This window comes from Streptomyces sp. CA-249302 (assembly GCF_050936785.1).
In the GTDB taxonomy this organism is placed as follows: domain Bacteria; phylum Actinomycetota; class Actinomycetes; order Streptomycetales; family Streptomycetaceae; genus Streptomyces.
Genome location: NZ_JBNJMG010000001.1, coordinates 5,622,184 through 5,644,598 on the forward strand (window position 1 = coordinate 5,622,184; position 22,415 = coordinate 5,644,598).

The 22,415-nt window shown below is 72.1% G+C and carries 19 protein-coding genes and 1 pseudogene; 10 read left to right on the top strand and 10 right to left on the bottom strand.

The annotated features are described in order from the left end of the window. Positions 1 to 87: 87 nt before the first annotated feature. The 3 genes and pseudogenes from ACQEWB_RS25290 to ACQEWB_RS25300 all read right to left on the bottom strand — a co-directional run. Positions 88 to 750: pseudogene (locus ACQEWB_RS25290) on the bottom strand (class I SAM-dependent methyltransferase); the annotation flags it as partial. After that, positions 747 to 1,355, bottom strand: a complete 609-nt coding sequence (locus ACQEWB_RS25295; protein WP_432844003.1) for a TIGR04282 family arsenosugar biosynthesis glycosyltransferase — start codon at positions 1,353 to 1,355, stop codon at positions 747 to 749. The pseudogene ACQEWB_RS25290 and the gene ACQEWB_RS25295, both read right to left, overlap by 4 nt. Before the next feature lie 65 nt (positions 1,356 to 1,420). After that, entirely contained in the window at positions 1,421 to 2,098 is a 678-nt protein-coding gene (locus ACQEWB_RS25300; RefSeq protein WP_432834701.1) for a glycosyltransferase family 2 protein, read from the bottom strand. Positions 2,099 to 2,221: 123 nt separating this feature from the next. Here ACQEWB_RS25300 and ACQEWB_RS25305 point away from each other — a divergent pair, with 123 nt between their 5' ends. Genes ACQEWB_RS25305 through ACQEWB_RS25315 form a run of 3 tightly spaced genes read left to right on the top strand, consistent with a single transcriptional unit; the run spans position 2,222 to position 4,451 of the window. Continuing rightward, positions 2,222 to 2,944 (top strand): response regulator transcription factor, encoded by a 723-nt coding sequence (locus tag ACQEWB_RS25305; protein WP_432834703.1) that lies wholly within the window; start codon positions 2,222 to 2,224, stop codon positions 2,942 to 2,944. A gap of 2 nt (positions 2,945 to 2,946) precedes the next feature. After that, positions 2,947 to 4,068: a sensor histidine kinase gene (locus ACQEWB_RS25310; RefSeq protein ID WP_432834705.1), complete on the top strand. Its 1,122-nt coding sequence runs from the start codon at positions 2,947 to 2,949 to the stop codon at positions 4,066 to 4,068. Positions 4,069 to 4,085: 17 nt separating this feature from the next. Beyond that, positions 4,086 to 4,451: a MarR family winged helix-turn-helix transcriptional regulator gene (locus ACQEWB_RS25315; protein ID WP_432834707.1), complete on the top strand. Its 366-nt coding sequence runs from the start codon at positions 4,086 to 4,088 to the stop codon at positions 4,449 to 4,451. A 45-nt stretch (positions 4,452 to 4,496) separates the two neighbouring features. Here the strand turns inward: ACQEWB_RS25315 and ACQEWB_RS25320 are convergent, their stop codons facing one another. Next, positions 4,497 to 5,987, bottom strand: a complete 1,491-nt coding sequence (locus tag ACQEWB_RS25320) for an FAD-dependent monooxygenase (protein WP_432834709.1) — start codon at positions 5,985 to 5,987, stop codon at positions 4,497 to 4,499. A gap of 51 nt (positions 5,988 to 6,038) precedes the next feature. Here ACQEWB_RS25320 and ACQEWB_RS25325 point away from each other — a divergent pair, with 51 nt between their 5' ends. Then, positions 6,039 to 6,704, top strand: a complete 666-nt coding sequence (locus tag ACQEWB_RS25325) for a TetR/AcrR family transcriptional regulator C-terminal domain-containing protein (RefSeq protein WP_432834711.1) — start codon at positions 6,039 to 6,041, stop codon at positions 6,702 to 6,704. Between the two features lie 86 nt (positions 6,705 to 6,790). Here the strand turns inward: ACQEWB_RS25325 and ACQEWB_RS25330 are convergent, their stop codons facing one another. Continuing rightward, complete coding sequence (locus ACQEWB_RS25330; protein ID WP_432834713.1) at positions 6,791 to 7,792, bottom strand: NAD-dependent epimerase/dehydratase family protein; 1,002 nt, start codon at positions 7,790 to 7,792, stop codon at positions 6,791 to 6,793. Between the two features lie 226 nt (positions 7,793 to 8,018). Between ACQEWB_RS25330 and ACQEWB_RS25335 the strand changes: the two genes are divergently transcribed. Next, positions 8,019 to 9,572 (top strand): carbohydrate-binding protein, encoded by a 1,554-nt coding sequence (locus tag ACQEWB_RS25335; RefSeq protein ID WP_432834715.1) that lies wholly within the window; start codon positions 8,019 to 8,021, stop codon positions 9,570 to 9,572. A 73-nt stretch (positions 9,573 to 9,645) separates the two neighbouring features. Here ACQEWB_RS25335 and ACQEWB_RS25340 read toward each other — a convergent pair whose 3' ends face one another. Next, the gene (locus tag ACQEWB_RS25340) at positions 9,646 to 10,566 is read right to left on the bottom strand and encodes a peptidoglycan-binding protein (protein WP_432834717.1); all 921 of its coding nucleotides are present in this window, start codon (positions 10,564 to 10,566) and stop codon (positions 9,646 to 9,648) included. Then, positions 10,563 to 12,602, bottom strand: coding sequence for a BTAD domain-containing putative transcriptional regulator (locus ACQEWB_RS25345; protein WP_432834719.1), 2,040 nt, complete (start codon positions 12,600 to 12,602; stop codon positions 10,563 to 10,565). The genes ACQEWB_RS25340 and ACQEWB_RS25345 overlap by 4 nt, the downstream gene beginning before the upstream one ends. 158 nt (positions 12,603 to 12,760) lie before the next feature. Between ACQEWB_RS25345 and ACQEWB_RS25350 the strand changes: the two genes are divergently transcribed. Further along, positions 12,761 to 13,558, top strand: coding sequence for an SGNH/GDSL hydrolase family protein (locus ACQEWB_RS25350; RefSeq protein WP_432834721.1), 798 nt, complete (start codon positions 12,761 to 12,763; stop codon positions 13,556 to 13,558). Between the two features lie 58 nt (positions 13,559 to 13,616). Here ACQEWB_RS25350 and ACQEWB_RS25355 read toward each other — a convergent pair whose 3' ends face one another. Further along, complete coding sequence (locus ACQEWB_RS25355) at positions 13,617 to 14,114, bottom strand: MarR family winged helix-turn-helix transcriptional regulator (RefSeq protein ID WP_432834723.1); 498 nt, start codon at positions 14,112 to 14,114, stop codon at positions 13,617 to 13,619. 106 nt (positions 14,115 to 14,220) lie between these two features. Between ACQEWB_RS25355 and ACQEWB_RS25360 the strand changes: the two genes are divergently transcribed. The 4 genes from ACQEWB_RS25360 (at position 14,221) to ACQEWB_RS25375 (ending at position 19,337) form a co-directional block, all read left to right on the top strand. After that, on the top strand, positions 14,221 to 15,588 hold the full coding sequence (locus tag ACQEWB_RS25360; protein ID WP_432834725.1) for a pyridoxal phosphate-dependent decarboxylase family protein: 1,368 nt from the start codon (positions 14,221 to 14,223) through the stop codon (positions 15,586 to 15,588). Between the two features lie 91 nt (positions 15,589 to 15,679). Then, positions 15,680 to 17,038, top strand: coding sequence for a cellulose-binding domain-containing protein (locus ACQEWB_RS25365; RefSeq protein WP_432834727.1), 1,359 nt, complete (start codon positions 15,680 to 15,682; stop codon positions 17,036 to 17,038). 44 nt (positions 17,039 to 17,082) lie between these two features. Next, positions 17,083 to 18,027, top strand: coding sequence for an RNA polymerase sigma factor SigJ (gene sigJ, locus ACQEWB_RS25370; RefSeq protein WP_432834729.1), 945 nt, complete (start codon positions 17,083 to 17,085; stop codon positions 18,025 to 18,027). Between the two features lie 113 nt (positions 18,028 to 18,140). Next, the gene (locus tag ACQEWB_RS25375; RefSeq protein ID WP_432834731.1) at positions 18,141 to 19,337 is read left to right on the top strand and encodes an NAD(P)/FAD-dependent oxidoreductase; all 1,197 of its coding nucleotides are present in this window, start codon (positions 18,141 to 18,143) and stop codon (positions 19,335 to 19,337) included. A 51-nt stretch (positions 19,338 to 19,388) separates the two neighbouring features. Here the strand turns inward: ACQEWB_RS25375 and ACQEWB_RS25380 are convergent, their stop codons facing one another. Both ACQEWB_RS25380 and ACQEWB_RS25385 read right to left on the bottom strand, forming a co-directional pair. Continuing rightward, the gene (locus ACQEWB_RS25380) at positions 19,389 to 20,741 is read right to left on the bottom strand and encodes a S53 family peptidase (RefSeq protein ID WP_432834733.1); all 1,353 of its coding nucleotides are present in this window, start codon (positions 20,739 to 20,741) and stop codon (positions 19,389 to 19,391) included. A 119-nt stretch (positions 20,742 to 20,860) separates the two neighbouring features. Next, positions 20,861 to 22,183: a helix-turn-helix domain-containing protein gene (locus tag ACQEWB_RS25385; RefSeq protein WP_432834735.1), complete on the bottom strand. Its 1,323-nt coding sequence runs from the start codon at positions 22,181 to 22,183 to the stop codon at positions 20,861 to 20,863. Between the last annotated feature and the right edge of the window lie 232 nt (positions 22,184 to 22,415).

Genomic DNA, 22,415 nt, shown 5'->3' on the forward strand with positions numbered 1-22,415 from the left:
GGCGTCGGTGAGGTGGACGTGGGCGCGCTCGTCCACGTCCACGGGGGCGGTCTCGGCGATCAACAGGGCGCCGGGGGCGAGGAGTTGGCGTACCCGCTCCAGCAGCCCGCGCGGGTCGCCGCCGATGCCGATGTTGCCGTCCATGAGCAGCACGGTGTCCCACCGCCCCTCGCCGGGCAGCGGCTCGAACACGGAGCGCCTGAGCGCCTGCCCGCCGAGCTTCGCGGTGTGCTCGACGGCGGCCTCACTGACGTCGATCCCGAGGACGGTACGCCCCCGGGCGGCCAGCTCGGCGACCAGCCGCCCCGGCCCGCACCCGACGTCCAGCACGGCACCCTCGCACCGGTCCAGCACGTCCCGGTCGACCCGGTCGGCCCGCGCACACCACCGCTCCACGTCCAGCGGGAGCAGCCAGCCGTCGGCACGGCGCAGGAAGAGGGGGCCGCGACCGGCACGGAGGGCGGTGGAGTAGGGGTCGGCGGTGGCCCAGGCCGGGGTGGCGCCGCGGGCGCCGACCGGTTGGGCGGCGGGTGCCTCGACGAGCGGGGTGCGCGAAGGCCTGCCGGGCGGCGCGGCGGTGGTGGCGAGCGGTGCGGCGGTGGTGGCGAGCGGTGCGGCGGTGGTGGCGCCGGGCGGTGCGGCGGTGGTGGTGAGTGGTGCGGCGGTGGTGGCGCCGGGCGGGTGTGTGTGCTGCCGCGACTGGGCCACGGCGGTTCCGTCCACCGGCGTGCGGATCGGCTGCATCCTCATCGCCGCGCCGCCGCCCCGCACCGCGCCAGCCGTTCCGCGAACAGCCCGTGCGGGGCCAGTGCGGCGACCGCGCGGGCGTCGGCCGCGGTGTCGACGTCCCGGAGGCGGGGCAGGTCCCGTACCCGCAGGCCCGCGTCGACCAGCCGCTCCCGCTGCACGGCCCCCGTCACCGGCGTCGACATCGGCACGCCCCGCAGCAGCGCGGGATCGGGCTCGGCGAGCCCCAGCGCCCAGAAGCCGCCGTCCTCCGCCGGGCCGAAGTACGCGTCGCAGTCCGCGAAGTCGACGGTGAGGAGGGCGGGGGCCACCTGCGGGGTGTCCATGCCGATGAGCAGGGCGGGCCCGGCGCAGTGCGCGAAGGCGTCCGCGAGCCGCTCGTCGAGGCCGCCGGGACACTGCCGTACGACCTCGAAGCCGGGCGGCAGCCAGGGGCCGGGAGCGCCGTCGAGAACGAGTACGCGACGGGCGGCGGGCGTGGCCGCGACGGCCGCCAGGCTGTCGGCGAGCGCCGCTTCCGCGAGCGCTGCGGCCTCCTGCGGGCTGAAGGGCGGGGTCAGCCGGGTCTTCACCCGGCCGGGGAGGGGTTCCTTGGCGATGACGAGCAGCGTGACCGGCGTCCGACCGCCCCGGCCGCGACCGCTCGGCGTGTGGTTCTCCCATCCGTGCGTGGTCAACGTACGACCCTCCCGTCCGCCAGCACCCGGCTCATGTCCCGTACCGCCTGCCAGGTGCCCCGCCAGGTGCCGGTCACCTTCGAGGCGCCGGTGCGGGGCAGGTACGGGACGTCGTGTTCGGTGATGCGCCAGCCGGCGTCCGCCGCGCGGACCACCATCTGGAGGGGGTAGCCGCTGCGCCGGTCGGTGAGGCCGAGGGCGAGCAGCGGGGCGCGGCGGGCGGCGCGCAGCGGGCCGAGGTCGTGCAGGCGCAGCCCGGTGCGGCGGCGGAGCAGGCGGGCGAGGGCGAGGTTGCCGGCCCGGGCGTGTGCGGGCCAGGCATCCCGAGTGCGTGGGCGCCTGCGGCCGAGCACCAAGTCGGCGTCACCGTCCCGGACTTCGCGCACGAACGGCAGCAGCAGCGCCGGGTCGAGCGAGGCGTCGCAGTCGCAGAAGCAGACGATCTCGGCGGTGGCCGCCAGCAGCCCGGCATGACAGGCGGCGCCGAAGCCCCGCCGGGGCTCCTCGACGACGGTCGCGCCCAGCGAGCGCGCGAGCTCCGCCGAGCCGTCGGTCGAACCGTTGTCGACGACCAGGGCCCGCCAGCCGGCCGGGATCCGGGCCAGGACCCAGGGCAGGGCCGCGGCTTCGTTGAGACAGGGGAGGACGACATCCACGTCCACGTCGTTGGTCACGGCTTTCACCCTACGAACGCGAATAGGGCATAGCGGACTTCTGTTCCTTACGAAACGCGGACGTCGGGCCCCTGGAGGTCCTCGTGGGCCGCGGGAGAACGGCCCCGGTGCGAGGCTGGAGGCATGCAGCAGCCGTACGAGCCCGAGCGCCCGGCCCCCGCCCGGGTCCTGGTCGTCGACGACGACCCCACGGTCGCGGAGGTGGTCGCCGGATACCTGGACCGCGCCGGATACGCCGTCGACCGGGCCGCCGACGGCCCCGCCGCCCTGGCCCGGGCCGCCGCCCACCGCCCGGACCTGGTGGTCCTCGACCTGATGCTGCCCGGCATGGACGGCCTGGAGGTGTGCCGGCGGATGCGGGCGACCGGCCCGGTGCCGGTCATCATGCTCACCGCGCGCGGCGACGAGGACGACCGCATCCTCGGCCTGGAGGTCGGCGCCGACGACTACGTCACCAAGCCCTTCAGTCCGCGGGAGCTGGTCCTGCGGGTGGAGTCGGTCCTGCGCCGCACCCGCCCGTCGGCCGCCAGGGCCGCCGTGACGCCGCTCTCCGCGGCCGGTCTGACCGTCGACCCCGCCGCCCGTCGCGCCACCAAGAACGGCACCGAACTCGCCCTCACCCTACGGGAGTTCGACCTCCTCGCCTTCCTCCTGCGGAATCCGGGACGGGCGTACGCCCGCGAGGACCTGATGCGCGAGGTGTGGGGCTGGGACTTCGGAGACCTGTCCACCGTGACCGTGCATGTCCGACGGTTGCGCGGCAAGGTCGAGGACGACCCGGCGCGTCCCCGCCTCATCCAGACGGTGTGGGGCGTGGGCTACCGCTTCGAGCCGGGAGGCGAGTGAGCATGCGCGACAACCTGCTCATCGCCCTGTTCGCGTTCCTCGGTGCGGCGGCGGCCGGGCTCCTCGGCGCGGGCGCCCTGTGGCTGCTGCGCCGCCGCTCGCTGACCACCTCGCTGACCGTGGTGGCCGCCGTCGCGGTGACCGCGATGCTGGCCGGCACCCTCGCGGTGGCGCAGGCGATGTTCCTGTCCGGCCACGACCTGAGCGTGGTGACGACGGTCGTCGCGATGGCGGCGGTCGTCTCCCTCGCCACCGCGCTGATACTCGGCCGCTGGGTGGTCGCCCGCAGCCGCGAACTCGCCCGCGCGGCCCGCTCGTTCGGCGACGGCGGCGCCTTCACCGCCCCCGACGGCCCGACCACCGCCGAACTCGACGCGCTGAGCCGCGAGTTGGCGGCGACCAGCGCCAGGCTCGCCGAATCCCGGGACCGGGAACGCGCGTTGGAGACCTCCCGCCGTGAACTGGTCGCCTGGATCTCCCACGACCTGCGCACCCCGCTGGCCGGCCTCAGGGCCATGTCCGAGGCCCTGGAGGACGGGGTCGCCGCCGACCCCGACCGCTACCTGCGCCAGATCCGCACCGAGGTCGAGCGCCTCAACACCATGGTCGGCGACCTCTTCGAACTCTCCCGCATCCACGCCGGCACCCTCCCGCTCAGCCTCTCCCGCATGTCCCTCTACGACCTGATCGGCGACGCGCTGGCCGGAGCGGACGCCCTCGCCCGGGAACACGGTGTGCGCCTCGTCGGCGGCGAGGTGGAGTCGGTGCCGGTGGAGGTCGACGGCAAGGAGATGAGCCGGGTCCTCGGCAACCTCCTGGTCAACGCCATCCGCCGCACCCCCGCCGACGGCACGGTCGCGGTCGCCGCCGAGTCCTCCCCGGAGGGCGTGGTGGTGTCGGTGACCGACGGCTGCGGAGGCATCCCGGACGAGGACCTGCCCCGCGTCTTCGACACGGGCTGGCGGGGCACGGACGCCCGTACACCCCCGGCCGGGGCGGGGCTGGGCCTGGCGATCGTGCGGGGCATCGTGGAGGCGCACCGGGGGCGGGCGAGCGTACGGAACATCCCGGGCGGCTGCCGCTTCGAGGTGACGCTGCCGGCGGCGGGCCCGTCGGCGCTCTGAGCCGGCGTTTCGAGCCCGTGCTCGGAGGCCGTCAAAGCGTCCGGACGTGCCGGTACCTCCGCGACCACCCCGGGTCCCGGGTGGCGGACCTCGCCGCCGAGTTCGCGGTCGGAATCGGCGCGACCAGCAAGGGAGTCGACCGCCTCGAAAAACAGGGCTGGGTCGTACGGCAGCCCCATCCCGCCGACCGCCGCTCGTCGCTGCTCGCACTGACCGACGCCGGCGTGGAACTGGCCGACGCGGCGGAGAACACCTTCACCGGCCAACTGACCGACCTGATCGGCGGCACCCTCACCCCCTCCCGCCTGGCGTCCGCCGCACGGACCCTCGCGGAACTCCGCGCCGCCCTCGAACGCGACCGGATCGGCCTCCCGACGGGCTGACGGGCCCTGAGTCCTGTCGTGTCCGAGGATCCTGCGGGTCCGGCTTCAGGCGGTGGGCCGTCCGGTGGCCGTGCCCGCGGCGGCCCGTCGGGCCTCGGCGATCATCTTCGGCCCGTCGGTCTCCTCCGTCAGCCAGGCCAGGTGTCCGTCCGGCCGGACCAGGGCCGCGGTGACGCCGGTCCACTCGGCCCTGTCTCCGGCCGCCCGCGCGCTGTGCACCCGCAGGCCGGGGCGGGCGTCGTGGGCGGTGGGGGCGAGGGCGTCCGCGGCGCGGCCGGTGAGGTCGAGGAGGACGTGGTCGCCGTCGCGCAGGAGGGAGAAGAGGCTGACGGTGCCGAGCGCCAGGTCCGGTGCGCGGTGGCCGGTCAGCGGGTGGGCGTGGGTGTCCGGGGCGGGTGGGTAGGCGACCGACAGCCCGGCCGCCCGGCGGGCCAGCTCGGCCGAGAAGTCGCCGACGGCGGGGATGAGTTCGCCGATCAGGTCGCGCAGGGCCAGTGACTCCGCGGTGTAGTTGGTCATGAGGGCGGTCTGCGCCCGGGTGCTGCGCAGCAGTTCGGCACCGACCGGGTGCCGTTCGGTGTGGTACGTGTCGAGCAGTCCCCGCGGGGCCGTGCCGGTCAGCGTCCGCGCCAGTTTCCAGCCCAGGTTGAACGCGTCCTGGAGACCCACGTTGAGGCCGGGGCCGCCCGAGGGGAAGTGCATGTGCGCGGCGTCGCCCGCCAGCAGCACCCGCCCCGCGCGGTAAGCGGCGGCCTGGCGCGCGGTGTTGCCGAAGCGGGAGAGCCAACGGGCGTCGCGCATACCGAAGTCGGTGCCGGTGATCTCGTACACCTTGGACCGCAGCTCGTCGAAGGTCAGCGGGCCGGGGCGGGTGCGGACGCTCGCCGCGTCGTTGCCGACCACCCGGTGGATGCCGCCGGGCAGGGGGAAGGCCATCACGGTGCCGCGTTCGTTGAAGACGGACGGCGGGTGGGGCGGCTCGTCGAGTACCACGTCGGCCATCCAGGCCCAGGCGGTGGCCGGGGTGCCGGGGAAGTCGATGCCCGCCGCCTCCCGCACGGTACTGCGGGTGCCGTCGCACCCGACGACGTACGACGCCTGCTTCTCGTACGAACCCCGCGGCCCCTCGACCCGCACGGTCACCGCCCGCTCGTCCTGCGTCAGGCCGACGACCCGGTGACCGCGCAGCAGCCGTACCCCCGTCGACCGGGCGTGCAGCGCCAGCAGTTCCTCGGTGCGGACCTGGGGCAGGGCGAGGCTGAACGGGAACGGCGTGTCCAGTCCACCGAAGTCCAGCCTGGAGGGCAGCGCGGCGAAGTGCCCGCTGGGGATCGCCAGTCCGTCGGCGAGAAAGGGTTCGGCCGCGCCCCGGCACGCGAGCATCTCCAGGGTGCGCGGATGCAGGGAGAGCGCACGCGAGTGCGGATCCGGCTCCGGCCTGCTCTCCAGCACGGTGACCTCGATGCCGTACCGGCACAGCTCGGCGGCGAGCCAGATGCCGACCGGGCCGCCTCCGACGACGATGACCTGTTCCACGAACCCCTCCTTGGTCACTGACCAATAATCTCCCCTCAGTAAACTAGGTCAATGACCAAGAGGCAACCGGAGTCGACGGCTCCGTCCCGGCAGCGACTGGACACGGCCACCGTGGTGCGGGCCGCCCTGGACCTGCTGGACGAGAAGGGCGCGGACGCGGTGTCGGTGCGGGGCACCGCGGAGCGGCTGGGCGTGCGTATGAACACCGTGCTGTGGCACGCCAAGACCAAGGGGCGGCTGCTGGAGCTGATGGCCGACGCGATCGTCGCCGGGATCTCGCTGGAGGGGCTGCCCGGAGCCTGGGCGGCACGCGCAGGTGAGCTGGCGCGCCGCTACCGTCGCGGTCTGCTGGCCCACCGCGACGGGGCGGTCATCGTCGCCGGCACGTATGCCGCGGAACCGGCGACCCTGCGTTTCGCGGACGCGATGATCGGGACGCTCCTCGACGGCGGGCTCGACGAGCGCCGGGCGGCCTGGACCTACTGGAGCATCCAGTACCTGGCCCTCGGCCTCACCCAGGAGGAACAGGCCCTGGCGACCGAGACCGGCGCCCACACCCTGACCCGCGAACTCGCTCCGGGCGCGTACCCGGCACTGAGCCGGGTGGCATCCCACCTGGAGGACACGGCCTTCGACGACCGTTTCGAGTTCGCCCTCGGGAGGATCCTGGGTGCACCCGGCCCGCCGCCCCCCATCAAAGGACGCGGATTGAAGTGAATGTCTCAGCGACGCGCTGCCCGCGCGCTGTTCTTGCGGGACATTCGCTCCGATCGTGGCTCCGGGGCAGGGGTGGGAGGGGCGGGTCAGGTGCTGGCCGGCCCACTCGCCGCGAACTCCCCCATCCCCTCCTCGAACCCCACCTCCGCCTTCCACCCCAGCTCGGCCCGCAGCCGCGCCGAGTCCGCCGTGATGTGCCGGACGTCCCCCAGGCGGTACTCCCCGGTGACCACCGGCTCGGGCCCGTCGCACGCCGAGGCCAGCACCCGGGCCATCTCGCCCACGGTGTGCACCTCCCCGCTCCCGGTGTTGTAGACGGCCAGCGCCCCCTCCACCGCACCGGCCTCCAGCGCGGCCAGGTTCGCCGCCGCCACGTCCCGTACGTGTACGAAGTCCCGCCGCTGCCGCCCGTCCTCGAAGACCCGCGGCGCCTCGCCCCGGGCGAGCTTCGAGAGGAAGAACGAGGCCACCCCGGCGTACGGGGTGTCCCGCGGCATCCGGGGCCCGTACACGTTGTGGTAGCGCAGCGACAACGCAGCCCCGCCCGTCGAACGGGCCCAGGCCGCGGCCAGATGCTCCTGCGTCAGCTTGGTTGTGGCGTACACGTTCCGCGGATCCACGGGCGCGTCCTCGCCGACCAGCCCCGGCGCCAACTCCCGCCCGCACAACGGGCATCCGGGCTCGAAGCGCCCCGCGTCGAGGTCGGCGACCTCCCGCGGCCCGGGCCGCACCACGCCGTCCCGCGGGCACTCGTACCGCCCCTCGCCGTACACGACCATCGACCCGGCCAGCACCAGCCGCCGTACCCCCGCCGAGGCCATACCGGCGAGGAGTACGGCCGTCCCGAGGTCGTTCCGCGAGACGTACTCCGGCGCGTCGGCGACCCCTTCGCCGAGTCCGACCATCGCCGCCTGATGGCATACGGCGTCCACGCCGACGAGCGCCCGGGCGACGGCGGCGGGGTTGCGCACGTCCGCGCCGGGATCCTCCCGGACGTCGTACACCACCGCCTCGTGACCGCGCGCCCGCAGCGCGTCGACGACATGGGACCCGATGAACCCGGCACCGCCGGTGACCAGCACACGCATACCGCCACGCTAGGTCCGCGGGGGCGCCGGGCGGCGTGACCCGCCGGGTACGTCATGACTCCGTAAGGGGTACGGCGGACCTCACCTTTGTCCACCCATGTGAACAAGAAACCGCCACCCGTCTATTGACGTGCTCACGTCGACCCTCTTACGGTCCGATCCGGAAAGCGCTTTCTCCGTACCTCCGCAAGACGCCCCGACACCGTCCTGGAGATGGAGACCAACGATGCACCTGAGACCCGTCGTCGCGAGCGCAAGTCTCGTGCTGGGCGCGCTCGTCGCGCTGTCCGGCACGAACGCGCAGGCCGCGACCAGCCGATACGAGGCCGAGACCGCCCCCGCGGTCTGCACCGGCACCATCGACTCCAACTGGACCGGATACTCCGGCAGCGGCTTCTGCAACGGCACCAACGCCACCGGCGCGTATGCCCAGTTCACCGTGACCGCACCCGCATCGGGCACGGCGACCCTGGCCGTCCGCTTCGCCAACGGCGCAACCACCGCACGCCCCGCGGACATCATCGTGAACGGTACGACGGTCGCCACGGCGTCCTTCGAGGGCACGGGCACCTGGACCGGCTGGACGACCAAGACCCTGACCGTGCCGGTGAGTTCGGGCAGCAACACCGTCCGGCTGAGCCCGACCACCTCGGCCGGCCTGCCCAACGTCGACGCCCTCGACGCCACCGTCTCCGACGCCACCACCCCGGCGGCAGGCGCCCTGTACGTCTCGCCGGCCGGCACCGACGGCGCGGCCGGCACGGAGTCCGCCCCGACCACCCTCACCTCGGCGATCAGCCGCATCGCCGCCGGCGGGACGATCTACCTGCGCGGCGGGACGTACAACTACGCCTCGACGGTCACCGTCCCGGCGGGCAGTGACGGAACGGCGAGTGCGCGCACCACCCTCTCGGCCTATCCGGGTGAGACTCCGGTGCTCGACTTCTCGTCCCAGAGCGAGAGTTCGGCCAACCGCGGGCTTCAGCTCTTCGCCGACTACTGGCACCTGTACGGGCTGACCGTCGAGCACGCCGGGGACAACGGGATCTACGTCGGCGGCAGCAACAACGTCGTCGAGCGGACCGTGACGGCGTACAACCGTGACACGGGGCTCCAGTTGGGGCGGATCTCCTCCAGCACACCGAGCGGTCAGTGGCCGGCGAACAACCTGATCGTGAGCTCCGAGTCGCACGACAACGCCGACTCCGACGGCGAGGACGCGGACGGCTTCGCCGCCAAGCTCACCACCGGGACCGGGAACGTCTTCCGGTACGACGTCTCGCACAACAACATCGACGACGGCTGGGACCTCTACACCAAGACCGACACCGGAGCGATCGGCCCGGTCACCATCGAGAACTCCCTCTCGTACGACAACGGCACCCTCACCGACGGCTCCCAGGCGGGCAACGGCGACCGCAACGGCTACAAGCTCGGCGGCGACGACATCGCGGTGAACCACGTGGTCCGCGGCAGCATCGCCTACCACAACGGCAAGCACGGGTTCACCTACAACAGCAACCCCGGCACGATGACGGTGTCGGGCAACGTGTCCATCGACAACACCGAGCGCAACTTCAACTTCGACGGCGGTACGTCGGTCTTCCGCGACAACACCTCGTGCCGCAGCACCAGCGGCACGAACGACCGGATCATCGGCGACTCCGACACCTCGAACCAGTTCTGGTCCGGCACGAACGGCTCGCGCTGCTCCTCCTACAGCGGCGGCCTGCACTGGTCGTTCGCCTCGAACGGCTCGCTGGTCGTGACCTTCGGCTAGCGGGGGCGACACGCGGCCGGTCCCCGGGTCGGTGACCCGGGGACCGGCACGGTGACACGCGATGACGCCGACGTCAGGCGAACAGCAAGCGCCAGGTCAGTGGGCCCGGGTTGCCGTCCGCGTCGCCGCGCAGCTGCTTCTGGGACTTCTGGAAGTCGCGGACGTTGAGGCGGTCCGCCTCGCCCCAGGTCCTGCTCGGGCCGACCTTGTAGTGGTCGCCGAAGCCCCGCTTGACGAGCTGCTTGCCGAGTTGGAGGACGTGGGCGTTGGAGGCGCCGGTCGTGAAGTACTTGCGGCCCGGGAAGGCCGGGACCTTCGGGGCGCCGGTGCCCGTTCCCGTGCTCGTGCCGCCGTCGTCGTCCACGTCCAGGTCCGCCTTCGCGTACTTCACGATCCTCGCGAAGTCGATCGCGCCGGGGTCGCCGTGGACGTTCTCCGGCACGTGCATGTGTCCGCAGACGCCCTTGAAGTCCGTCCACTGCGCGCCCGTCATGCGCTGGCCGCCGCTGCCGTACGAACCCGGGTACGCGGGCCACGACTTGGGGCCGGACAGGGGTACGCCGTGCTGCTCGTGCATCCAGGCCAGGAAGGTGGCGACGCCCTGGAGGGCCCAGTCGGGGGCCTCCGGCCAGTAGATGTGCGCCTGGCCGGACGCCATCCACTTCGAGTGGGTCTTCGGGTCGCAGGTGCCGGTCAGTTCGACCTGGCAGACGTTCATGGTGTTGGTCTCGACGCCGCCCCTGAGGTTGACCAGGGCTCTGGAGGAGGTCTCTATGTCGAAGTGCTGGTACCACTTCAGCTTCTTGGCGGCGAAGTCGGGGACGGCCGTCAGGTTGGGGGCGGTGGCGCCGCCGTCGTAACCCGGCAGCGTGTAGCCCTCCGTGGTGTGCAGGACGACGACGTTGACCTCCATCGGGTCGCCGCCGAAGTCGTCCTGGTACCAGTTGGCCCGGCTCGCGCCGGGGTAGCGCTGGGGTCCCGTCTTGGTGGTCATGTCGTGCTCCTGGGGTGGGTGGAGTGTGCGGCGGGCGCTGCCGCCGGGGCCATCGGCCCGGCCGCCCGCAGATGCCGGGCCAGACGGGCCCGTTCGGTGTCGGTGCCGGGATCGAGGTCGGTTCCCGCGTCGGTGCGGGTCGCCAACTCGCGGGCCAGGGCCGCGTGTCGGAGCTGGCGGGAGGACGGGGTCTGCGTGTCCCGTACGACGTCCCGGGGCAGTTCGGGCAGCCGGTAGCGGCCCGTCCCGCCCGCGGTCGCGTCCCAGACGAGGATCCGTGCGGTGACGGCCGCGTCGATCAGCGGCAGCAACTCGTCCGCCGCCAGGTCCTGTACGGCGGCGAGCAGGCCGACGTCCAGCCACTCGCCGTCGGCTGCGGCATAGGTGAGCATGGTGCGGGCCGGGTCGGGGAGTTCGACCAGGCGGGCGTGGAGGATGTTCCGTACGGCGGCCGGGACCTGGGCCTCCGGGCCGGTGCGCCGGTCGGCGGGCAGTTTCAGCAGCTCGGCGAGGGCGAAGGGCTGGCCTTCCGCGCGCCGGTGCAGGGCCGCGGCCTCTTCCGCCGGGGTCTCCTCGCCGGCCGCCGCGAGGAGTTCGGCCACGTCCTCGGTGGCCAGCGGCTCCAGGGTCAGCCAGGTGGCGCCGAGCGGGGCCAGTTCGGCGAGCAGCTTGCTGGTGGCCGGGTTGCCGGCGTCGCCGCGCAGGGTGCACACGAAGGCGACCGTGGCCTCCCGCAGGATCTTCGCGAGGCGTCGCAGCAGGCGGTGGAAGCCCTGGGGTGCCTGGTCGAGGTCGTCGACGACGCACAGCGTGGGCGCCTGGGTGAGTTCGTGGACGACGGTGCCGAGCGGGTCCTTCCGGGCGACCTCGTCCTCGGCGGAGTCCTTGCCGTCCTGCCGCAGCGCGTCGAGGAGTTGGACGGTCGGACAGGTCTGGGATATCCCGCGGTTGCCGCTGAGCGCCTGGCCGGCCCGGGTGCGGGCGACCGTGAACCCGGCGGCCGCGGCCTGCGCGCACAGCTCCTCCAGCAGCCGCGTCTTCCCCGACCCCTGGTCCCCCCGCACCACGGCCCACCCGGGCCGCCCCCCGGCGGCGGCCGCCAACAGCCCGCCGAGCTGCGCCATCTCCGCACGCCGGCCCACGAAGGGGGCGGCGGCGGAGCCGGGTTCGGGATGCGGGCACGCGGCGGTGAAGTCGGGGCCCGGGGACAGCGGGGCACCGGCCGGAGCAGCCCCCGACGGACCAAGTCCCGTCCCCAGTACAACGATGTCGTGCCGCAGTACCGCCGTGTGCAGATCCCTCAGCTGCGGACTCGGATCGAGGCCGAGCTCCGTCGCCAGCATGTCCCGGAACCGCTCGTACTGCTTGAGCGCCTCCACCGGACGCCCCGCCGCGTACAGCGCGCGCATCAGCAGGGCCCAGGAGGTCTCCCGCAGGGGTGCCTTGAGTACGAGGCCCTCCGCGACGTCGATCGCCGGTTCCGTCTCGCCCTGCTGGACGAGGATCGCGGCGTGCAGTTCCTTGGCGTCCTGGAGGGCGCCGTCGAGCCGGGAGCGCTCCCGTATCGCGAAGGCGTGCTCGGTGGCCTCGGCCAGTGGCTCGCCGCGCCACCGGCCGAGCGCGGTCTCGATCTCCTGGCGGGCGAGCGGGAGTTGGCGGCCGCGCAGCGCCTCGCGGGCCCGGCCCACCGAGTCCTCGAAGAGGGCCGTGTCCCGGGCCTCGCGCGGCACCTTCAGGGCGTACCCCGCCGGCCCGCTGACCAGCATCGTCGAGCGTCCCTGCCGTACCGGATCGAGGACCGCGCGCAGCCGGCTGACGTGGGCGCGGACGGAGGAGGCGGCGCCGGTGGGACGGTCCGTCGGCCACAGGTCGCGCAGGAGCGTGTCCTGCGAGACGGGGCGCCCGTCCTCGACGAGCAGTCGGAGCAGCAGCAACCGCCGCTGCCGGGGACCCAGATCGAGCGGCGCACCGTCCTTGAGGACTTCGACGGGTCCGAGCACGCCGAACCGCATCTCGTGTGCCTGAGCTGAGTTCACCGGGTGGGCCCTCCTGGGCGGCGCTGAAGGGCCTTGGTCAAGCAGTCAACCAATTATGCGTTGCTCACGTGTTGTCCCTGTGTTGTCTGTGGCAATTCCGTTGCAATGGCCCCCGTAGTCTGCAACTCCCGTGATCCACAAGGAAAACAAAGGTGCTCATGCGTAAATTGACGTCGGCTGTCGTCAGTGCGGTGCTGGCATTCGCCGGAATGACGGCCCTGGCCAGTGCCCCCGCCCAGGCGGCCACTGATGCGGAATACGTGGCCCTCGGGGATTCCTACGCGTCCGGAGTGGGCGCGGGAACGTACGACGCGGCGAGCGGCGACTGCAAGCGCAGCCCGCTCAACTATCCGCACCAGTGGGCGGCCGCGCACCCGAACTACGCGCTGAAGGACGTCTCCTGCAGCGGCGCGACCATAGCGGACGTGCGCGACAACCAGCTCTCCGCGCTGAGCAGCAGCACCAACCTGGTCACCCTCACGGTCGGCGGCAACGACGCCCAGTTCTCCAGCGTGGTCCAGGGCTGTCTGACCCAGAGCGACAGCTACTGCCAGACGGCGACGCTGTGGATGTCGTACTACGCCCGCAACCAGCTGGTCGACAGCCTCGCCTCGCTGTACACGGACATCAGGGCCCGCGCGCCGCACGCCCTGATCCTGGTCTTCGGCTACCCGCAGGTCCTCTCGTCGACCGGCACCTGCCCGGTGATCGACCTCAGCGCTGCCAAGCGCACCTACATGAACGGTTTCGCCGACGCGCTGGCCGAGGGCTCCAAGGCCGCCGCGATCAAGGCGTCGGTCTACTTCGTCGACATGCGCAACCAGTTCGCCGGCCACGGCGCCTGCGGCTCCAGCTCATGGTTCAACGACCTGAACAACGCGGCGTCGCTCTTCCACCCGAACCTGTCGGGCTACACGCTGGGCTACGCCGCGAAGTTCAAGGCGACCTGGGGCTGAGCCCCCGCATTACCGCGGGTATTGCCTGCCGTGGTCCGCAGGGCCACGGCCTTCCCGCTCACTCCCGCTCCCCCCGAAGCGCCCGGTCGATCTCCCCCAGCGCCCCGGTCAGCCGCGCGTAGTCGTCCGGCGGCAGCGGCCTCACGAAGTACTTCTCCACCACCTCGGCGTGGACGGCCGCCGCGCGCAGGAATGCCGTGCGGCCCTTCGGTGTCGGTTCCACCAGCATCACCCGGCGGTCGCCCGGGGCCGGGACCCGGCCCACCAGTCCCGACTCCTCCATGCGGTCGATCAGGCGGGTCGTGCCGCTGCTGGTGAGGGTGAGGTCGTCGGCCAGTTGGCGTTGGGAGACCTCCTCGCCGGGGTGGCGGCAGAGCCGTATCAGGACCTCGAGCATCGTGTGGCTGATCCCGCACTCGCGGCGCAGCGCGCTGTCGATCCGCTGTTCCAGGCGGGTCGCGGACCTGATCAGCAGGCCGAAGTCCCGGACCAGCCGGCTGTTGGCGGCGTGCGCGACGGATTCGTCGTCGGGGTGGTGGGGCGGGGTGGCGTTCATCGGCGCCGAGTTTACTGCTCGCTCACCTATTGCCACCTCAGCAGCCCGCGTCAACAATTACTGACCAGGCAATTGCTGAGTAGTCAACTAAAGCTCGAGGTGAGCGATGGATCTTCAGCACTGGCTCGGCCGGGCCACCCGCGCGATACAGGACTGGGCCGACACCTTCGGCCCCTACGAGCCGCACCCGTCCCTCCAGGTGGACGATCGTCAATTCGCCGCCGCCTTCGAGGAGTTCACCGGCCGGCTGAAGGACAACTACCCCTTCTTCCACCCCCACTACGCGGGCCAGATGCTCAAGCCCCCGCACCCCGCCGCCGTCGTCGGCCACCTCACCGCCATGCTCATCAACCCCAACAACCACGCCCTGGACGGCGGCCCGGCAACCGCCGCCATGGAACGCGAGGCCGTCGCCCGGCTCGCCGCGATGTTCGGCTACGACACCCACCTCGGGCACCTCACCACCAGCGGCACGATCGCCAACCTCGAAGCCCTCTTCGTCGCCCGCGAACTCCACCCCGGCCGGGGCGTCGCCCACAGCGCCGACGCCCACTACACGCATGGGCGCATGTGCCACGTCCTGGGTGTCGCCAGCCATCCCGTCCGCACCGACGGCCGGGGGCGGATGGACCTCGACGCGCTGGAGGACGTGCTGCGCACGGGGGAGGTCGGCACGGTCGTTCTCACCACCGGCACCACCGGGCTCGGCGCCGTCGATCCCGTGCACGATGTGCTTCCGATCGCCGAGCGGTACGGCGTGCGGATCCATGTCGACGCCGCTTACGGCGGCTTCTTCACGCTGCTCGCCGGGGCGGAGGGGAGCGAGGGGCTGGCGCCGGAGCCGTGGCGGGCCATCGCGCGGTGCGACTCGGTCGTCGTCGACCCGCACAAGCACGGGCTTCAGCCCTACGGCTGTGGAGCCGTCCTCTTCCGTGACCCCGAGGTCGGCCGCTTCTACCTGCACGACTCGCCGTACACCTACTTCACCTCCGCCGACCTCCACCTCGGCGAGATCAGTCTGGAGTGTTCCCGGGCCGGTGCCTCGGCCGCGGCCCTGTGGCTCACCTTCCAGCTGCTCCCGCCCACCCGTGAGGGGCTCGGCGCGGTGCTCGCGGCCGGGCGGCGGGCGGCGCTGCGGTGGGCGGAGCTCATCGACGCGTCCGATGTCCTGGAGCTCTACCAGCGGCCCGAGTTGGACATCGTCACGTACTTTCCGGTCCTCGATCCGCCTGCCCTCACCGCCATCGACGCGGCATCGGCCCGCATCCTCGCGGACGGCATGGCCGCCAACCCCGATCCCGTCTTCCTGAGTACCTTCCGGGCCGGGCGGGACGCCTTCGCCGCCCGGCACCCCGGGATCGTCCCGGACGCGGACGGCGCCCGCGTCCTGCGCAGCGTCCTGATGAAGCCGGAGTCCGAGCACCACGTGGACCATCTCCACGACCGGCTGGAGGAGTTGGCCCGCGCCGTCTGACCCCCGACGTCCGATCCGATCGCGCGGCAACCAATCTCCCGCCGGTGACCACTGCGGTCCGACACCATCCCCGCGGTGAAGGAACCACGCGATGAGACAGACCCGTACGACCACCCACCGACTGCGCAGACGCTTCCTGCGCCCGGTGCCGCTCGCCGTCGCCGCCGCGCTCGTGGCCGGGACCGGCGCGCTGGTGCCGTTGCTGGCGAACGGCGCCGAGTCCACCTGCTCGGTGGACTACCAGGTCTCGGGCCAGTGGTCGAACGGCTTCCAGGGCAGCGTCGCCGTCACCAACAAGGGCGCGGCGCTGACCAGTTGGAAGCTCACCTTCGAGTTCGCCGGCGGCGAGAAGGTCACCCAGGGCTGGAACGGTGAGTGGAAGCAGTCCGGCACCGACGTCGCCGTGAACAACGCGAGTTGGAACGGCTCGCTGGGGAAGGGCGACACCGTCACCGCCGGTTTCCTCGGCTCGCGTTCCGGGGCCACCTCCGCGCCCGTCGCCTTCCAGCTCAACGGCAGGTCCTGCTCCTCCGGCGCCGACACGAGCCCCGACCCCGGCGACCCGACGGTCGCCCCCAGCTTCAGCGAGTCCAGCAGTCCGACGCCGACCCCGACTGCCACGGCGACGGAAACGCCGACCCCCACGGCCACCGCGACGCCCACCCCGTCCGCCACCCCGACGACCGAGGCCGCCGCCTACGCCCCGCCCGCCGGCCTGGTCAAGCCGCTCGGTGAGGTCTGGGACCACATGGCCTCGACGTACCCGGACATCTACGGCTTCAAGAACTACGGCTTCGACCAGATCATCGCCAACAAGGGCACCGTCAACTACTGCGTCCGCTGGGACTCCGACAACCCCGTCACCGCGACCCTGCGCGACAGCATCCAGACCACCCTGCAGAAGCAGTTCGGGAAGTGGATGGCGGACCTCACCGAGAACGGCAAGGGGTACGACGACTGGCCGTACTCCTCGGTGAAGGTCAAGGTCGTCGGCTGGGCGGTGAAGGACCGCGCGACCCTGAAGTGGAACGACGACTCGGTCGACGTCTACGTCAACAACCTCGACAGCGGGGGCGTCCCGCAGTGTGCCGAGCCCTGCGGCCGGTTCTTCCACCAGGACGGCGACTACTCGCAGTGCCCCGGCAAGGAGGCCCACCACTACGACCAGTCGCTGTGGCTGACCAAGGGCATGGGCTTCGGCGGCGCGGGCGGTGACTGGGGGCAGCGGGTCGACCAGGAGTACTTCACGGGCGGACTCGACTCCGAGAACCTGCACATCTATCTGCACGAGGTCGGCCACACCTTCGGCCTGGACGACTTCTACGACTGGACCCCCAGCGGCGTCGGCGGGTTCATCATGAACGCCGGCAGCGCGACGGAGATCACCGAGTTCGACCAGTGGATGCTCCGCGACTTCTGGCACCACATCAAGAGCCGCTACGGCTACTGAGGCGCCCCGGTGGCGCCTGGTCGCCGCCGGTTAGGATCGTCGTCATGGCGCTGACCATGAGCGACGTCGATCGGTTCGAGGCCTCCAGGCCCCGTCTGGAGGCCATCGCCTACCGCCTGCTCGGCTCCGCGAGCGAGGCGGAGGACGCCGTGCAGGAGACGTTCCTGCGCTGGCAGGCGGCCGAGGTCGAGCGGATCGAGGTCCCCGAGGCCTGGCTGACGAAGGCCCTCACCAACCTCTGCCTCAACCAGCTCACCTCGGCCCGCGCCCGCCGTGAGACCTACGTCGGCCAGTGGCTCCCCGAACCGCTGCTGGCCGGCGACCCGATGCTCGGCCCCGCCGACACCGCGGAACAGCGCGAATCCCTGTCGTACGCCGTGATGGCGCTGCTGGAGCGGCTCACGCCCAACGAGCGGACGGTGTACGTGCTGCGGGAGGCGTTCGCCTACTCGCACCGGGAGATCGCCGAGATCCTCGACCTCACCGAGGCCGGCTGCCAGCAGCTCCTGCACCGGGCCCGCAAGCGCGTCGCGGAGGGCAAGGCGCGGACCGAGGTCGACGAGGCCACCGCGCGGCGGGTGATCGACGAGTTCCTGGCCGCCGCCACCAGCGGCCGGACCGAGCCGCTGGTACGGCTGCTCACCCAGGACGCGGTCGCGATCGGCGACGGCGGCGGGAAGGTTCCGGCGCGGGCCAAGGCCTTCGAAGGGGCCCTCGCGGTCGCGAAGTTCATGCGGGGTCTGTTCAAGCCGGGCAAGGCGCAGCAGGCGCAGGCCGGTGGCTCGGTCGTGCTGTACGCCTCGGACGCCAACGGCGGTCCCGCCCTCGTGGCGGTCGTCGACGGCCGGGTCTTCGGCGTCATGTGCCTGGAGATCACCGAGGACGGCATCGCCGCGTGCCGCAGTCAGGTCAACCCCGACAAGCTCGAACGGGCGACGAGGCAGTGGGCCGCCGCCGAGCACGGAGAACCGCTGCTGAGACTGTTCTGACGACTGTGTGAGCTGCTTCACACCGCGTTCCTGTCAGGAAACGGCGGGCTGCCCGGTTCAAGGGGCGAACCGCTGAAGAGCCCGCTGAAGAGCCAGCTGACAGGAGCACGGACATGCAGCACCGCATCGTCGTCCTCGGAGCCGGATACGCCGGCGCCACCGCCGCCGGCCGCCTCGCCCGGCGGCTGCGCCGCGAGGATGTCGCCATCACCCTCGTCAACGCCGAGCCCGACTTCGTCGAACGAGTCCGGATGCACCAGCTCGCCACCGGCCAGGACCTCAAGGCCCGGCCCTTCACCGAGATGTTCGCCGGCACCGGCGTGCGGCTCCGCCTCGCGAGGGTCACCGCCGTGGACGTGGACCGCAGGACCGTCACCGTCCTCGACGCGGACGGCACCGAGGACTCCGTCGAGTACGACACCCTCGTGTACGCCCTCGGCAGTGGCTGGAACGACCAGGGCGTTCCCGGCGTCGCCGAGCACGCCCACCAGATCGCGAGCCGTCCCGGAGCGCTCCGGCTGCGCGAGCGGCTGGCCGGGCTGACCGCCGGGCAGGCGGTGGTCGTGGTCGGCGGCGGCCTCACCGGTCTTGAGGCCGCGACCGAGATCGCCGAGGCCCGCCCGGACCTCGACGTCGCCCTCGCCGCCCGCGGTGAACTCGGCGACTGGCTCTCGCCGAAGGGCCGCCGGCACCTGCGCAAGGTCGTCGACCGGCTCGGGATCACCGTGCACGAGAACGCGGCCGTCACCGCCGTAGCGGCCGACAAGGTGACTACCGCCGACGGGAGTTCGGTCCCCGCCGCGGTCACCGTGTGGACCACCGGCTTCGCCGTCCACCCGATCGCCAGGGCCACCACCCTGGAGGTCGCCGGCACCGGGCGGATCGTGGTCGACGGCACCATGCGCTCGGTCTCGCACCCGGACGTGTACGCCGTCGGCGACGCCGCGCAGGCGATGGGCCCCGGCGACAAGCCGCTGCGGATGTCCTGCGCCTCGGGCACCCCCATGGCCTGGCAGGCCGCCGACTCCATCGCGGCCCGGCTGACCGGCGGAAAGCTTCCGAACGCGCCCCTGCGCTACTTCAACCAGTGCGTCTCGCTGGGCCGCGGGGAGGGCCTGATCCAGTACGTCACCGCCGACGACCGAGCGGTCAGCGCGGCCCTGACCGGCCGGTTCGCCGCCTTCTACAAGGAACTGATCTGCAAGGGCGCGGCCTGGGGCGTCGCCAACCCGACGCTCGGGATGCCGGGGCGGCGCAGGGCCGTACGGCAGCAGGCTCCGGCGGAGTCGACGGTCCGGACCGCGGCCTGAACGGGGAACGGGCGCCCTCGACTTGAGGACGCCCGTTCCGTGCCGTGGGGGTCAGCCGCCGTGGCTCGCCTTCGCGAGGGCCGGTACGAACTTCAGGGCGTCCAGGGTGCCGACGCCGGTCGCGAGGTCGTAGCCGTTGACCGCCTTGTAGCCGGTCACGCCCTCGTAGCTGTTGTTCGTGCCGTCGTTGACGTCGACGACGCCGTTGGCCTTGGCGTGGTGGGCGGCGAGGCCGTACAGGGCCTGCTGGATGTTGCCCACCCGGTGCCCGCCCGCCTGGTCGGCCAGCGCGACGATGCCCGCGAAGAGCGGGGTGGCCTCGCTGGTGCCGCCGCTGACGTCCCAGCCGACGGCGGTCGGGTCGTAGCTGGAGTAGATCCAGGCGCCGCCGTTGACGGCCGCGGCCATCGAGATGTCGGGCGTGCCGCGCCGCGAACCGACCACGCTCTTCAGGCCGTTCTGGAAGGACGGGCGGGTGAAGACGTGGGACTGGCCGCCGCCGCCGGAGCCGTAGTCGTTGTAGACGCTGTCCGGCTTGACGCGGTTGCCCTTGTCGTCGAGGTGCAGCTGGGTGCCGCCGATCGAGGTGACCAACGGGTCCGAGGACGGCCAGGAGTTGACGCGCTTGTCGTAGTACGTCTTCCCGTCCGCCTGGAGGTCGGTCGCGCCGCCGTCACCGGAGGCGGCCAGCACGGTCACGTGCTTCTTGTCGGCGTCCTTGTAGGCGTACCGCAGGTTCTTGATGCTGGAGAAGTCGCCCTGGTCGAAGCCGGGGAAGGTGTTCTCCGTGGCGCCGAAGCTCTGGCTGATGACGTCGCCGACGTTGTGGTCGATCAGGTACTTCTCGGCGTCCATCATCTCCGGGAGACCGGTGGTGCCCTCGGTCTCGGAGACCGCCGTCTCCACGACCACGATCTTCGCCGCCGGCGCCACCGCGTGCGCCATCTCGACGTCCAGGGTGGTCTCGCCGGCCCAGCCGGTCATGTCCTCGTTCTTGGGGTCGAAGGCGGGCACATGGCCCCACTTGACGACCTTCACCTTGGTGCTGGGCAGGTGGAACTGCTTGCTGTAGACGTCGAGGTCGTGCTGCACGGTCGGCGAACCGTACGAGTCGACGATGACGATGGTGCGGCCCTTGCCCGTGACGCCCTTCTTGTACAGGGCGTTGAGGTCGTACGCGGTGCGGTACTGGAGCGGGTTGTAGCAGTTGATCTGCCACTTGGCCTGGCACTGCGCGCTGCTCAGCGGGCTGCTGACGCCATGGACCAGGGTGTGCCCGGCGACGGCCGGTACCGCCAGGGTGTGCGGTACGGCGGCGGGCGCGGCGGCCGTCAGCGCGGTGGCCGCGAGGGCGGCGACCGACGTGGCGGCCGCGACGCCCAGCCCGGTTCGGGCTATGTGCATGGATCCCCCTGTGGTTCGGAGTGGTCCTGCGCATCCCATCGAACGGGTCATGTCCAGAACAAGACTGTTGGAGGGACGATGCCGAACCCTTTACTCCGTGTTTCCTCCGGGGTCCGAGGTCAGCCGCCCTCCTTGATCCACTCGCTGCCGCCCAGCGGGTAGACGTAGTTGGTACGGCCCGCTTCGGTGCAGGTGCGGAACGGGGTGCCGTCGTTGTCGACGTGGACCGTGCCGTGGCGGTCGCCGCTGGACCACTCCAGGCTGAGGTCCCAGCGGACGTCGCTCGCGTCGGTGTGGGCGGTGACGTAGAAGACCTCGGGGTCGGACTCGCTGACCTTGTACGGGAAGTCGCGCTGACCGCCCTTGACGGTCACCGTGGGGCTGCCCTGGTCCAGGTCGACGTCGAACGCCTTGGTCTCCACACCGCCGCCGCAGCCGTCGCCCATGTGGTAGTCGTTCCAGGCCAGCGGCGCGCCCTTGCTGACGATCCGTACGTGCAGCGCCTCCAGTACGACGGTGTCCGCGCCGGTGCCCTGGACGGTGAGGGCGACCTCCTGCTGCCCCGCGGAGACGGCCCCGTAGGCGGCGGCCCAGCGCGGGGCGTCCGGTTCGTTCGCCGGCGGGCCGACCTGCGCGGGCTCGCTGTCGACGAGGAACTCCTGGCTGCACGGGTTGTCGTAGACGTAGGGCCGGACGCCGACGGTGAGCGGCACCGCGTCGCTGTCGCCGCTGGACTTGTCCGAGCCCTGGGCGCCACCGCTCTTCGAGGTGCCGGACCCGGCGCTCGCGGACCCGGTGGGGGTGGCGGAGACCGAAGCGGACGGCTTGGTCGCCTTCTTGCTCGTGGACACGGAGGGCTGCACGGCACCGGCGGCGCCGGCCGTCGTCTCCGTCGTACCGCCCGCCCGCTGCTTCGCCGTCCCGTCCCCGCCGAAGGGCATGCCGAGGGCGAGCACGGAGGCTCCGAGTACGGCGGCCACCGCCACGGCGGCGATGAGCACGGTACGGCGACGACCCGGGTGCCGCGGTGACGTGGGCGCACCCGGCAGGTCTACGACGACCGGTTCGTGTGCGGCGGTCATCGGCTCGTCGGCGGCCGGCACGGCGACTGCGCCCGGCGTCTCGTTCCCGTCAACTGCCGCTGCGGGCGGGCCGGTCGACGCGTCCGCCTCCACCCTGCGCCGCCGCGCCGCGTCCGCCAGGATCCAGCGGCGGTGCAGTTCCACCAGCTCCTGCGGTGTCGCCCGGCAGACCCGTGCGAGGCGCTCCACCGGTGCGTACTCGACCGGCACCGCGGTGCCGTTGCAGTAGCGGTGCAGCGTCGACGTACTCATGTGCAGGCGTTTGGCCAGCGCGCCGTAGCTCAGCCCCGAACGGTCCTTGAGCTCGCGCAACAGCTGCGCGAAGCCCTCCGTCTCCTCGACCCCTGTTGCCCCTGACACTCGTTCCCCTCAACCCCCGCGTCCCATCCACCTCGCAAGCTTCGGTCATCCAATCACCACCGCCACCCGAACACCGCACCCGTCTCGTCGCCGCCAGGCTGTTGCAACGCAAGGGGGGTGGAGGCTGTTGCGTTAGCCTTCACTCCATTGCAATGATTTATAGCTGTTCACCTGCGAAGTAGTAGTTAATACGCAACAGGCTTGTTGCCGAATATGTAAACGCAACGTAGCG